At 67.3% G+C, this 12,586-nt stretch carries 13 protein-coding genes; 5 read left to right on the top strand and 8 right to left on the bottom strand.

Features of this window, described 5'->3' with window-relative positions; all coding sequences use genetic code 11:
• Positions 1–63: 63 nt before the first annotated feature.
• Positions 64–792, top strand: a complete 729-nt coding sequence (locus EAX62_RS02790) for an AAA family ATPase (protein ID WP_147453983.1) — start codon at positions 64–66, stop codon at positions 790–792.
• Here the strand turns inward: EAX62_RS02790 and EAX62_RS02785 are convergent.
• From EAX62_RS02785 to EAX62_RS16830, 4 genes are all read right to left on the bottom strand, one after another.
• Positions 760–1,782 carry an asparaginase gene (locus EAX62_RS02785; protein ID WP_199711079.1) on the bottom strand — a complete coding sequence of 341 codons (1,023 nt, stop codon included), beginning with the start codon at positions 1,780–1,782 and terminating at the stop codon, positions 760–762. The two genes, EAX62_RS02790 and EAX62_RS02785, sit on opposite strands and share 33 nt — an antisense overlap.
• Positions 1,783–1,888: 106 nt before the next feature.
• Positions 1,889–2,305: a CoA-binding protein gene (locus EAX62_RS02780; protein ID WP_121900124.1), complete on the bottom strand. Its 417-nt coding sequence runs from the start codon at positions 2,303–2,305 to the stop codon at positions 1,889–1,891.
• 106 nt (positions 2,306–2,411) lie between these two features.
• The gene (locus EAX62_RS02775; RefSeq protein ID WP_121900123.1) at positions 2,412–2,804 is read right to left on the bottom strand and encodes a VOC family protein; all 393 of its coding nucleotides are present in this window, start codon (positions 2,802–2,804) and stop codon (positions 2,412–2,414) included.
• A gap of 2 nt (positions 2,805–2,806) precedes the next feature.
• Positions 2,807–3,082, bottom strand: coding sequence for an ArsR/SmtB family transcription factor (locus EAX62_RS16830; RefSeq protein WP_199711078.1), 276 nt, complete (start codon positions 3,080–3,082; stop codon positions 2,807–2,809).
• 94 nt (positions 3,083–3,176) lie between these two features.
• Here EAX62_RS16830 and EAX62_RS02765 point away from each other — a divergent pair, with 94 nt between their 5' ends.
• Positions 3,177–3,626 (top strand): CPBP family intramembrane glutamic endopeptidase, encoded by a 450-nt coding sequence (locus tag EAX62_RS02765; protein ID WP_147453982.1) that lies wholly within the window; start codon positions 3,177–3,179, stop codon positions 3,624–3,626.
• A gap of 66 nt (positions 3,627–3,692) precedes the next feature.
• Here EAX62_RS02765 and EAX62_RS02760 read toward each other — a convergent pair whose 3' ends face one another.
• Together EAX62_RS02760 and EAX62_RS02755 are read right to left on the bottom strand one after the other, a co-directional pair.
• A complete protein-coding gene (locus EAX62_RS02760) occupies positions 3,693–5,015 on the bottom strand; it encodes an MFS transporter (protein WP_121900121.1) in 1,323 nt (440 codons plus the stop codon).
• A gap of 12 nt (positions 5,016–5,027) precedes the next feature.
• A complete protein-coding gene (locus EAX62_RS02755) occupies positions 5,028–6,215 on the bottom strand; it encodes a TerC family protein (protein ID WP_121900120.1) in 1,188 nt (395 codons plus the stop codon).
• Positions 6,216–6,349: 134 nt separating this feature from the next.
• On the opposite strand from EAX62_RS02755, the gene EAX62_RS02750 reads away from it, so the two are divergent.
• Complete coding sequence (locus EAX62_RS02750; RefSeq protein ID WP_158600480.1) at positions 6,350–8,290, top strand: penicillin-binding transpeptidase domain-containing protein; 1,941 nt, start codon at positions 6,350–6,352, stop codon at positions 8,288–8,290.
• Between the two features lie 68 nt (positions 8,291–8,358).
• Positions 8,359–8,994, top strand: a complete 636-nt coding sequence (locus EAX62_RS16635) for a class I SAM-dependent DNA methyltransferase (RefSeq protein WP_158600478.1) — start codon at positions 8,359–8,361, stop codon at positions 8,992–8,994.
• Positions 8,995–9,095: 101 nt separating this feature from the next.
• Here the strand turns inward: EAX62_RS16635 and EAX62_RS02740 are convergent, their stop codons facing one another.
• Positions 9,096–10,235 (bottom strand): M23 family metallopeptidase, encoded by a 1,140-nt coding sequence (locus EAX62_RS02740; protein ID WP_121900117.1) that lies wholly within the window; start codon positions 10,233–10,235, stop codon positions 9,096–9,098.
• Between the two features lie 142 nt (positions 10,236–10,377).
• Positions 10,378–11,295: a rhomboid family intramembrane serine protease gene (locus EAX62_RS02735; protein WP_233557781.1), complete on the bottom strand. Its 918-nt coding sequence runs from the start codon at positions 11,293–11,295 to the stop codon at positions 10,378–10,380.
• Between the two features lie 38 nt (positions 11,296–11,333).
• Here EAX62_RS02735 and EAX62_RS02730 point away from each other — a divergent pair, with 38 nt between their 5' ends.
• On the top strand, positions 11,334–12,566 hold the full coding sequence (locus EAX62_RS02730; protein WP_121900116.1) for a YibE/F family protein: 1,233 nt from the start codon (positions 11,334–11,336) through the stop codon (positions 12,564–12,566).
• Positions 12,567–12,586: the final 20 nt, after the last annotated feature.

Below are 12,586 nucleotides of genomic sequence, written 5' to 3'. Positions count from 1 at the left end.
TTCACGGATGCCGTGCACGAGGCCTACCCTGAGGTGATCACACCTGCGAGGGGATGGCAACAGATGAGGAGTTTCGGGATCGAAGTGCGCTGGGACGGCGAGGTCGTCAGCGGGCTGTCCCTCGTGGGGCCACTGCGCGACACCGTTGACGTCGTGACGTTCCGGGAGAATGCGGGTAGCTCGCGGACGGTGCCCGGCCGCTCCACCACCGACGTCGCACGGTTCGAGCGCGATCTGGGGGACGATCTTGCGCTGGACCTCTGGGCCCGGGGCCCCGTCCTGCGCAAGGACGTCGGGCTGACATTCACCGACCCGTCCGACGGCCTCTCCATCTCTTACACGCTGCACAGTTGCTGGGTGTGTGGCTACGGCGTGGTCCCCGACCCGGGCACGGGTGCCGTCGTTGAGTCCCTCAGCCTCAGCGTGGGGCGTTGGGAGCGTGTCATCCCGCCGGCCTCGCTCCGCGCCGAACATCTTGCCGTGCAACGTTCCGCCGAGGTGCGTCGCGTCAACATCGGTGCCCTGATGTCGAAGTATCAGGACCAGACGCCGTCCGTCCTCGACCGCATACTCGCCGAGGCCACACGGAAGGGCGACGTCCTCTTCCTGGACGAAGCCGACGCCCTGTTCGCGAAACGCTCCACCGTGCAGGACTCCCACGACCGATTCGCGCCCGACCGGGTGGACCAGGTGTTGCAACTCCTCTCCGCACACGCCGGCCCCATCGTCGTGGCTGAGAATTCCTCCGCCGACGTGGCCTCAGGCGCGGGGGAAGCAGTCCCGCCCGCGTGAGTTGAACTCGGCACTGATCCCGTCCGCCCCGCGATCGGCGGACAGCAGCACGTGCAGCAGCAAGCGGGCCTTCCGGGGTGACAGGTCTCCCGCCATGACGGCGCCGCGTTCAATGAGGTCTGCCTCCGAGCCCGGGTAGCCGTAGATCGCGGTGGCGGTGCCGCCGCTGGCGGTGCGTGACGCCACCACCACGCTCACCCCGTCCGCGATGGCGGCGGAGACCGCGTCGGCGGCGGACGCTGACATGTGACCCACCCCTGACCCTGCGATGACGATGCCCCTGTATCCGGCCTGGTGCGCCGTCGAGATGAGCCGGCCGTCCTCACCAAAAGCCGCTTCCAACAACGCCACGTCGATGGGGCCGGCTGTGGGGACGGGGAGCGCTGCGGGGCGCTGCGTCGCGGGGCTCCACTGTCGGCGGAGCGTTCCCTCGACGATGCGCCCCACCGGACTGAAGCCCGGCGACTCGAACGCCTGCATGGTCATGGACGACGACTTCGTCACCCTCGCCGCCAGGTGGACGGTGTCGTTCAGGCAGGTCAGCACACCGATTCCGCGGGCCAGGGAGGAGCTGGCCGTGATGGCGGCTGCCAACAGGTTCGCGGGTCCGTCGGCGCCGGGCATCATGGCCGAACGCATGGCCCCGGTCACCACGATGGGGGCCTCCTCGTCCCACAGCAGGTCAAGGAGGTAGGCCGTCTCCTCCAGGTTGTCGGTCCCGTGCGTCAGCATCACGCCAACAGCCCCGGCCGCGACGGAGCGTCGCGCGAAGTCGAGCGCACTGAGTACCTCCGCCACAGTGATCGACGGCGACGGGATGTTGCAGATGTTTTCCACCCACAGATCCGCCACATCGGCGAGCCCCGGGGCCGCGGCCACGAGGTCGTGTGCGTCAAGGCCCGGCCGCACGGGGGCATTGGGTGCGGCAGGGGTCATGGCGATGGTGCCGCCCATGGCTCCGATGGCGATGACGGGCAGGGTGGTGGACACGAGGACTCCTCAGGATCGAGCGGAAACAGGCAGCGTCCCGGTCCGTTTCGCGAGCGTACTGTCCGGCTCCGCACGGTGGACACCTCTGGCGCGGCTGATCGGGCCCTCAGACGATACCCAACCGAGGTGCCTCGATGGCGGGGCAGGTGTCCATGACCACGTCCAGCCCCGCCTTCCGGGCCCGCGCGGCTGCGTCCTCGTCGATCACACCGAGCTGCAGCCACACCGCCTTCGCGCCCACGGCGATCGCCTGGTCCACCACGTCACCGGCAAGCTCCGAACGGACGAATACGTCGACGACGTCGATGGGACCCGTTACCTCCGCGAGCGTGGCGAACCCCGGGGCGCCGTGCACGGACTCGGCCTTGGGATGCACCGCAACAATGTCCATGCCGAGCTTCTGGAGGTAGCCCGCAATGCTGTACGCGGTCCGATCGGGATTCTGGGACAGCCCCACCACGGCCCAGCGCCCGCGGGTGCTCAGCAGTCGGCGGATGAGGTCCTGATCGTTCGTGTGTGCCATGGCACCAGAGGGTACTCCCGCAGTTGGCTCGGGCGGCTGGGTCGGCCTGGTCACTGCGTGCCGCTTGGCGTCGATGACCGACGGCGGTGCGGGACCCCCTGCGTGCTCATTGGGGGCTGACGAGCTGGATCAGGTTGCCGCACGTGTCGTCCAGCACAGCCGTCACCATTCCACCCATGGAGGTGGGTGCCTGGGTGAAGCGCACACCACGCTGCTCGAGTTCGGCGTGGGCGGCGGTGACGTCGTCGACGGCGAACGACGTACAGGGGATGCCGTCGGCCACCAGTGCGGACTTGAACGCCTTGGCCGCGGGGTGCTCGTCGGGTTCCAGGAGCAGTTCCACAGCGTTGCCGTCCGTCGTGTCGCCCACCGTCAGCCAGCGGTGGCTCCCGAGGGGGACATCCGTTCTGGGGACGAATCCCAGCTGCTCGGTGTAGAAGGCCAGGGCCTTCGCCTGATCGTCGACGAAAACGCTGGTGATGTGCAGCCGTGCGCGCATGATCACTCCTTTTTGGTGAGCCACCGCGTCGCGAGCTCGCGGAGCGGTTCGATGTTCAGGTGGTGGACTTTGGTTCGTCCGTCGCGGTGCGAGCGGATGAGTTCTGCAGCCTCCAGGACACCAAGGTGTTGAGAAATGGCCTGCCGGGTGGATGTGTTGCCGTGTTTCATGGTCAGCCGTGAGCAGATCTCGAACAGCGTCTGACCGTCCCGGTCCACGAGCTCGTCCAGGATCTGGCGACGCGTCTGGTCCGCCAACGCCCGGAAGATGTCCACCACGGGTACACAATAGGCAAGTGAAATATTGCATGTCAACAGGCACACGAAAGGAGTTTGATGCAGCCTCGTGGGCGTTCCAGCTCCATCCCTGGTGATGGCAACCCTCCCCGCGCCACTGGCAGCCGTGCTGGGCCTCCAGCTTCTCGGTGCCGCTGGCGAGGAAATCGGTTGGCGCGGGGTGGTGCAACCCCTGCTGGAGAGACGCTTCACCGTCATGGTCAGCGGTGTGATCACCGGCCTGCTGTTCGGACTGGGACACTTCTACGTGCTCCCCGCGGCGGGCGCCCTCGCGTACGGCGTCTTCGTGGTATCCGCCGTGGGGATGTCGGTGAGTCTGGCGGTGGTGACGGCCGGTCGTGCGTTGATCCCACGTATCGCTCTGGCGACCTGCTTCCACTGGCTGGTCAATTCCGCCATGCTTCTGCTCTTCTCCGACGGCGACGTAAGCCTCCTGTGGACCATCAACCTCGCCATCGCGGCCGTGGCAACCGCTGGTGGAGCGCTTCTGCTGTTCATGTCTGGCCGCCGTGGCGAATCTCACTGAGCCACGGGCGTGACATCGAGTCCCACCGATGGGTCGCGGTTTCTCCACCGTGTCGTCGCCGGTGGTTCAGCGACCGGTGAGGTCCTCGGTGCCCTTCTCGAAGGTTGCGGTGCCGATCCGACGGGCCAGTGCAGTGAAGACGAGCGCCACGGCCGCATACCCGAGCGCCATCACCGCGAATCCGACTGCGCTGAGGCCCGTGTCCGGGAGCGTCACGGCTGCGATCACGGCCGCCACGACGAACGCGGAGTTGAATGCCATGTCGTAGAACACGAACACCCTGCCCTTGTACTCCTCGTCGATGTGCGCCTGGACGACGGTGTCGACGCAGATCTTGAACGACTGCACCGCCACGCCGATGAAGAAGGATGCGACGAAGAGCACCCACATGCTGGGCCAGGCCACGGGCAACGCCTGCGCCACCATCCCGACACACAGCACGAGGATCGCACTGCGGAGCAGGCCCAGCCGGCGTGCCAGGACCGGCACCACCACGGTGCACACGATGAACCCGGCACCGGTGGCCAGCCCCCACAGCGTGAGATCGCCCAGCGCCTCATCGGGATCGGTGTTGAAGTAGTTGCGGATCGCCAGGATCACGGTGACGCTGAACAGCCCGAAGAGCAGTCGTGTGAAGAACATCGACACCAGACCGAGCTGCGCGGCGGGCCGGGTGCGCAGGTGTTGCAAGGCGACGCCGAGTCCGCGCCAGACCTCACCGGGCGTGCTGCGCGGCTGTCCGGGCTCCGGGCCCAGGGCGTCGCGGTGGAAGCCGCGGGCCACCATGACCGAGCCAGCGAACAGCACGGCCGCCACCCAGAACACGACGGCGTCGGCCCGGTTGGCTCCCAGCACGGGGCCCAGCCCCACGCGGGCACCGAAGCCAAGGACGGCCCCGATCACCACACCCAGCGGCCCCACGGTGGGGATGATCGACGATGAGGTCAGGTACTCGTCAGGCTCGACGGTGTACTGCAGCCCCGCGGACAACCCGGCCAGCATGAACCGGTTGACGCTCATGGCCACCAGCAGCGCCCCGTAGAACACCACCTGCCAGCCGCCGCCGGTGAGGCCGAACGCGATGAGGCCGCCGATGAGCAGCGCCAGGCAGGAGCGGATGATGTCGGAGGTGACGGTGACCTGGCGCCGGGACCAACGGTCCAGAAGCGTGGAGACGAACGGTCCCAGCACCGTGAACGGCATCAGGGTGATGGCCAGCACCCCCGCGATGGCCCACGCGTCCGGCTGGCTCTGCGGGGAGAACAGGACGTAGGAGGCCATGCCCACCTGGAGTGTGCCGTCGCCGGCCTGGCTGAGGATCCGCAGGATCAGCAGTCGCCGGAACGGCTCGTGCCTCCACAACCGCCGGAGGGCGGGACCAATCTGCATGCCGTGGGCGTCCTAGGCGTTCTTGGATTCGTCGTGCAGCTTGTGGGCGCGCTCCAGCGCCCAATCCGCGCCGGTGTCCGACAGGACCCGCTTGATGAGGTCGTGGTCGAAGCCGCTGAGGCGTTGTTCACCGGCCTGGATCTTGGCCCACTGCTCGTCCCGCTCGGCTGCGTCGCGCTTGTACTCGGTGTGGAGGTAGGCGTGCGCCAGCCGGTCCAGTGACCCGACGACACTCGTGACGCGCCCCCGCTTGCTGTAGAGGCTGATGAGCACAGTGATGACCAGCAGGCCGATGATGACGGGGAGCGACGTGGCGGCAGTGAAGGTGAACACGTCCACGTTCTCGCCGCCGTTGATGAACGGCAGTTCATTCTTGTGGAGCGCCTCGAGGATGAGCTTCACACCAATGAAGGCCAGCACGAGCGCCAGTCCGTACTTGAGGTAGATGAGGCGGTCCAGCAGCCCCTCGATGAGGAAGTACAGCTGCCGCAGTCCCATGAGCGAGAACGCCGTCGCCGTGAAAACGATGTAGACGTCGGTGGTCAGCCCGTAGATGGCCGGGATGGAGTCCAGTGCGAACAGCACGTCGGTGCCGCCGATGGCCACCATCACCAGGAGCATGGGGGTGAGGACGCGCCGCCCGTTCTCGTAGGTGAACAGCTTGTCGCCGTCGTAGTGGTCGGTGGTGCGCAGGTACTTCTTGGCCAGACGAATGATGAAGTTGTTGGCCTCGTCGTCGCCCTCCTTCTCGGGTGCCAGGAGCTTGCCCGCGGTCAGGAGGAGGATGAGGCCGAACAGGTAGAACATGAACGAGAAGTTCTCGATGAGTGCCTTGCCGGCGAAGATGAAGGCTGTGCGCGCGATGAGCGCGAACACGATACCGAACAGCAGTACCTTCTGCTGGTCGATGCGCGGCACGGCGAAGCTGCCCATGATCACCAGAAACACGAACAGGTTGTCGACGCTCAGCGCCTTCTCGGTGATGTAGCCGGCGAAGTACTCCGATCCCATCTGCGGTCCACCGAACAGCAGCACGGTGAGGCCGAACACGAGCGCCAGTGCCACGTAGATGCCCGACCAGATGGCCGCTTCCCTGATGGTGGGCTCGTGAGCCTTGCGCACGTGGAAGAAGAAGTCGAAGGCGAGGAGGCCGATGATCACCAGGATGGTGAGTCCCCAGATCCAGAGGGGTTCAGTCAACGTGGGACGCTCCTATATGAGGCCGGGGGATGGTCGCCGGTGCGGGTCAAACGGCGCCGCCGAGTGCACGAACGCCCAGCTCAAGGGTAACGGGTGAGATCGGCCGTACCAGACCACCGGTAGCATCGGGCACGATGACTCTAGGAGGAAAGCCGATGCAACGACGTGGCTGGATCGCAGCGGCATTGACCGTGGGACTCCTCGCAGCAGGGTGCAGCCCCGGCGGTGGGGACGGATCACGGGGACCCACCCCCGGAGTCGAGTCCACATCGGCCATCAACCTACCGGCCGCCGACGCGCTGACCAAGGCACTTGCTGCCGCACTCACCGCCTTCGACGTCACGTTGCTCCCCGTTGAGGATCCGGCGGCGGCGCAGGCCGAGCTGGTGTCGATCTTCGCCGGCATGGACGGCATCACCCCCACGGTCACCGTCGGCGGCATCGACTACTCCCCCACAGATCCCTCGGCACGCGCCAAGCTGACGTTCACCTACGCCTTGGGCGAGCAGGGGTGGACCTACGACACGGTCGCGCCGCTGAAGTTGGTGGACGACAAGTGGAGGATCGAGTGGACTCCCACGCTCATCCACCCGCAGCTCACCAGCGACTCCCGGCTGCGCCACCAGCGGAAACTCCCCCGCCGTGCCGCCATCAACGACAACCTGGGCCTCGCGCTGGTCGAGGAGCGGACGCTGTACCAGGTGGGCATCGACAAGTCGCAGGTCCCGGAAGCCGAGTGGGCCGCCTCGGCGGCGCAACTTGCCGCCCTGGCCGAGGTGGACGCTGTCCAGTTCCAGGCCAAGGTGGCTGCCGGCGGACCCCGCCAGTTCGTGGTTGCCCGCACCATGACGCAGGAGGAGATCTCCCCCGACGTCGGGAAGGTCAAGGGCGCCCAGGTGGTGCCCACCACCGCCATGGTGCCTGTCAGCGACACGTTTGCCGCGAGCCTCCTGGGCATCGTCGGCGCCCCCACCCCGAAGATGCTGGCCGACAAGAACGCCGACGTCTTCTCCAGCGACACCGTCGGGTTGAGCGGACTGCAGGCACGCTATGAGAAGCAGCTGCGCGGCGTTCCCGAGATCCGCGTCGACCTCGTGGGACGCAAGACCGACGACGACGCCACCGCCGGTGACGCCTTTGAGGAGGAGAACCTCTTCCTTCAGGACGCCAGCGCCCCCGTGGCCGTGGACCTGAGCCTGGACCGGGATCTTCAGACCAAGGCCGAGACCGTCCTCTCCACGCAGCCCGGCCTCGCAGCGCTCGTGGTCATCAACAACAGCGACGGCGCGCTCCTGGCCGCGGCCAACTCACCGGCGGCCGGCACATTCCCACAGGCAACGTTCGGCAAGTTCGCGCCCGGCTCCACCTTCAAGGTGGTGTCCTCGCTGGCGATGCTGCGCGGCGGCCTGACCCCGGCCTCGGCCGTGAAGTGCCCCGCCAACCTCACGGTGGCGAACAAGACGTTCAAGAACTACTCCGACTACCCGGCCAGCAAGCTCGGCTCCATCACCCTCATCCAGGCGCTGGCGAACTCGTGCAACACCGCATTCGCGGCGGCCGCGGGGAGCGTCACACCTGAGCAGCTGCACGCCGCCGCCGGCAGCCTCGGTGTGGGCACCGACTACGACGCCGGCTTCACCACGAATTTCGGCACGGTGGAACCCAACAACAGCCCCATCGACAGGGCTGCGAGCATGATCGGCCAAGGCCAGATCACCATGTCGCCCATGGGCATGGCAGCCGTCGCGGCAAGTGTCGCCAGCGGGAAGACCACCATCCCGTGGCTCGTCAAGGGCAAGCAGGCCACGTCCACAGCCCAGGCCCTGACCGCGCAGGAGGCCACACAACTGCAGCAGATGATGATGGCCGTCGTCACGGACGGCTCGGGCCGCTCGCTGGCGGGGCTCATGAAGGGCGCCAAGACCGGGACGGCCGAGTACGGCACGGTGGGGGCCTACAAGACGCACGGCTGGATGATCGCCTGGAACGACAAGGTGTCCGTGGCTGCGTTCGTCGAGGAGGGCGTCTCCGGCTCCACGTCGGCAGCCCCCCTCATCAAGGCGCTGTTCTCCTGAGCCGGACCGGACACAACGACCGCCGCACCTCCTCCGTCGGTGGCGACACGGGGGACACGTATGCGGGGGTGACCCAGCGCGTTCGGGCAACCTACGACGCTCTCGCAGACGCCTACGACCATCTGGTGGGCGATGTCAGCGTCGAAGCACCCATCGACCTGGCCATGGTGCAACTGCTCGTCGACCAGGTGGGGAACTCCACAGGCGCCTCGATACTGGATGCCGGATGCGGCGCCGGCAGGATGATGGCACACCTCCACCATCTCGATCCCACCGTGGTGCTCACGGGGATCGACCTGTCCCAGGGGATGGTCGCGCGGGCCCGGACCCATCATCCGTCGCTCCGGATCGATCAGGCCGACCTGGCGCTGTTGCCGTTCGCCGAGGACACGTTCGACGGCGTGCTCTCCTGGTACTCGATCATCCACACGCCACAGCAGGCCCTCGAGCGCATCCTCTCGGAGTTCGGGCGCGTTCTGCGTCCCGGCGGAGCGCTCCTCCTCGGGTTCCACGTCGGTGCAGGCGAACGCAGGATTCACCACGCGTACGGACGCGACCTGGAACTCACCGTGCAGATGCATGAAATCCAGGTCGTCAGGAGCTCTCTGGAAGGTGGCGGATTCCACATGCGGGCCAGTCTGGAACGCGAAGCCCGAGCCAGCGAGAAGGGACCCCAGGGGTTCCTTCTCGCCACCCGCGGGTAGACAGAAGCACACACGTCCCGCGGGATGGTCGGCAGCTGCACGTCAAGCACAGCAGAACTCCCCCGGCGCGTCCTGCTGGGACCGCCACCCCCCGCACGTGGTCAGGCGCTGAAGCGCACCATGTTGTTGAACACCCACTCGTTCTTGGTGGTGAAGCGGTAACCACCCGACGACTTCGCAGTCGCCGCCGTCGTCGTCACCCACACGTAGCTGCGGCACCCGTTGCGGCCCGTGGCCCCGGAGTCGCAGTCAGTGCGCCATTTGCGGCCGTCGGCAGCGGTCCAGCCACCGTTCACGTCATTTTTGTTTCCCAGCGGGTTGTCGGCCCAGAGTTCACGAGGGGACTCAACGTAGGTCAGGTTGTTGAAACCCCAGCCCTCCTGCAGGGCGAAGCTGCCCCTGCTGCCGGTGACCTGGGAGGCCCAGATGTCCGTACGGCAGCGCTGGGTCTGCGAATACGGCTCACACGTGGTCTTCCACGCCCGACCGCCCACGGTGTGCTGACCCGGGGTTGTGTAGAGCTCGCTGGCGGGGATGGTGTCGTGGTCCGCGATGACGGGTCGCGAGGAGCCCCGGTTGGGGGCAGCTTCGCGGTCACCCAGTGTGGAGGGGTTCACGATGTTGTTGACGAGCCGTGGCACGGCGAGGCACGCGCGCCGGGCATCGGCCACGACCGCACCGTCGCCGTTGCGGGTCCAGTGGCCGCAGTAGGCGCGGGACCCGGAGTGGATGGTGTAGCCGCCCAGCGAGAGGCCGTTGATGGGCTGCTCCACCCCGTTGCGCTGCAGGGTGAGGTGGACGTGGCGGAAGGTGCCGCGGCCACAGGTCTCGGAACCGGGCATGGCCGTCATACCCACCTTCTCCCCGGCGACGACGTGGTCTCCGTCGCGAAGGTCGGAGGGGACGCCGCGCAGGTGGTAGTACATGGTCTGCCAGCCATCGGCGTGGGTGACGGTGACGAAGCAGCGGGAGAAGCCGTTGGCACTGCCCACCTTGACGACACCGTCGGCAGCGGCGACGACGGGGATGCTGGCGTTGTTGGCAGCACCGAGGTCGATGGAACTCAGCGTGCCGCTGGCAAAGGTGTGTGGGCCCCCCGCCTGGACGCTGGCCCCCCACTGCACCGGCAGGGCCATCCGAAAGGTGGGAAGCGATGCGGCGCTCGCCTGCGGGACCACACCGACCAGCATGCCGACGGCTGATGCCACCAGCGCCGCTCCCAGAATCCTCAGACTGCGCACGGTTTCCCTCTTCCTTGAGATGTCTGGCACGAGACTATGCAAAAAAGTGCCCGACAACCTAACGAAAGCTGAGAAAAAACCAAGCCTGACGCGCCGGTGCGCTCAAGATCGCTCACTCAAACTGAGAGATGCGCCCGAAAACTCAGGTCAACAGCGTGACTTTCGCCACCATGGCCGCCAGTGAGACGGCCGCGATCAACCCCACGAGTGGCAACTGCCACTGCTTGCGGTACTGCTTGGGGAGGTGGATGAGTGCTGCTGTGACCACGAGCCCACCCACGAGTCCACCGAGGTGACCCTGCCACGAGATGTAGCCGGCACCCACCACCGTGATGACGACGTTGGCCCCCAGCAGGATGAGGATCTGCCGCACATTGCCGCCGTGCTTGCGCGCGACCAGCAGGAAGGCACCCAGCAGCCCGAAGATGGCGCCGGATGCGCCCATCGTCGACACGTACGGGGCGGAGAACAGCATGACGAACGCGGACGCGGCCAGCGCGGACACCAGATAGAGGGCCAGGAACCTCACCCGGCCCAGCAGGCGTTCAAGCTGTGGCCCGAGGATCCAGAGGGCGAACATGTTGAAGGCGATGTGCAGGACCTCGGCATGTGTGAAGGCGCTGGTGAGCACCTGCCACCACGCACCGCTGGCGACGCCATCCACCCACGGCAGCCCCGTCGTGGCGCACTGCGCCTCGTTGATGAGCATGATCCGGTTGTCCGTGGTGGGGCCGCAGTAGCCGGCCGGGGTGATGGCCAGCAGGTTGAACACCTTCCCGAAGGCGCCACCCGTCAGCAGAACCGCCGCCCAGACGGCGACGTTGATGCCGATGAGGGCGATCGTGGTGCGGCGCGGGTCAGCGCTGCGGGTGCCGCCGTAGGGCAGTTCCGCCTGCCGTGTCTCCCGCTGGCCACGGGAGACGCACTCGGGGCACTGGAACCCGACGGACGACGGGATCATGCACTCGGGACAGATGGGGCGGTTGCACCGCTGGCAGAGGATGCGGGTGGGCACTCCCGGGTGTCGATAACAGGCGGGGGGCGCGGAGGGTTCTGCCATGCGCGCAAGGGTACCTGCGGCCAGTAGTGTGGTGCCCCATGGGTCATGGTCACTCCCACTCCGCCGCCCACGCGGCCGTGGAGGTCGGGGCACGCGCTCGAAACGCCCTCGTGGCATTCCTCGTGATGCTGGGGGTGCTGGCCACGGCCGGGCTCATCTGGCTGTGGCCCGACAGCACCGCCCTGGCCAATGCCGTCGACGTCCCCTTCGACGCTCCGGGCGTCACCTACGAAGAGGCCACCATTCGCGCGGTGACGGACGGGTGCCCGTCGCAAGAAGGCAGCGGCTACGCGGCCCCGTGCCAGAGCGCCAGCGTCGAGTTGACGACGGGTGAGGACGCAGGCCGGGTCGTCGAGGTGGAACTGCAGGGCCCGCAGGCGCAGGCCGGCTTGCGGGCGGGTGACTCCATCGAGGTGGCACGCATCCCCACCGACGACGGACCGCTGTACTCCTACTCCGGCACCAACCGGCTTCCCACACTCCTCATCATGGGGCTGCTCTTCGTGGTGTGCGTCCTGGCCGTGGCCCGGTGGCGGGGTCTGTTCGCCCTCCTGGGGCTGGGTTTCGCCGGCTTCGTCCTGCTGGGCTTCATGCTGCCGGCCCTCATCACCGGGAAACCCGGCATGGCGGTGGCGCTGACAGGTTCCACGGCCATCATGTTCGTGGTGCTGTACGTGGCCCACGGGGTGTCCATCCGCACCTCCACCGCGCTCGCGGGGACCCTGTTGGGCCTGGCCGTGACCACCGGTCTCGGCAGCCTGGCCGTCGGGGCCGCGCGGCTGTCCGGGTTCGCTGACGAGCAGGACTACGACCTGGCACAACTGGTGCCGGGCCTGGACTTCCAGGAGCTGCTGCTGTGCGCCATCATCATCGGCGGGCTGGGTGTGCTGAACGACGTCACCATCACGCAGAGCTCGGCCGTGTGGGAGCTGCGGGCAGCCGCGCCGGAGATGAGCCGTGCCAGGATCTTCGCGTCGGCCATGCGCATCGGACGCGACCACATCGCCTCCACCATCTACACCATCGTGTTCGCCTACGCCGGCGGTGCGCTGACGGTGCTCCTGCTCCTGTACTTCACCAACCGTGAGGTCATCGACCTGTTCGGGGTGGAGATGTTTGCCGGCGAGGGGGTACGCACGTTCGCCAGCGCCATCGGCCTGGTCCTCTCGGTGCCCATCACCACCGGCATCGCGGCGATGACCGTCGCCCCCGCACGGATTCCGCCTTCGACGCCGCGCCACATTGACCCGCACGCCCCGCTCCCGGTCTGAACACCGGAGCTGGACCCGCC

This window comes from Tessaracoccus antarcticus (assembly GCF_003688855.1).
Taxonomy (GTDB): domain Bacteria; phylum Actinomycetota; class Actinomycetes; order Propionibacteriales; family Propionibacteriaceae; genus Arachnia; species Arachnia antarctica.
This window is presented reverse-complemented; position numbering and strand designations above follow the sequence as displayed.

Coding starts and splice junctions, on each gene's coding strand:
- EAX62_RS02775 (WP_121900123.1), bottom strand. CDS start 2,804: ATGCGCGCACGGCTGCACATCACCAGCGTTTTCGTCGACGATCAGGCG.
- EAX62_RS02750 (WP_158600480.1), top strand. CDS start 6,350: ATGACTCTAGGAGGAAAGCCGATGCAACGACGTGGCTGGATCGCAGCG.
- EAX62_RS02735 (WP_233557781.1), bottom strand. CDS start 11,295: ATGGCAGAACCCTCCGCGCCCCCCGCCTGTTATCGACACCCGGGAGTG.
- EAX62_RS02765 (WP_147453982.1), top strand. CDS start 3,177: ATGGCAACCCTCCCCGCGCCACTGGCAGCCGTGCTGGGCCTCCAGCTT.
- EAX62_RS02760 (WP_121900121.1), bottom strand. CDS start 5,015: ATGCAGATTGGTCCCGCCCTCCGGCGGTTGTGGAGGCACGAGCCGTTC.
- EAX62_RS02780 (WP_121900124.1), bottom strand. CDS start 2,305: ATGGCACACACGAACGATCAGGACCTCATCCGCCGACTGCTGAGCACC.
- EAX62_RS02790 (WP_147453983.1), top strand. CDS start 64: ATGAGGAGTTTCGGGATCGAAGTGCGCTGGGACGGCGAGGTCGTCAGC.
- EAX62_RS02730 (WP_121900116.1), top strand. CDS start 11,334: ATGGGTCATGGTCACTCCCACTCCGCCGCCCACGCGGCCGTGGAGGTC.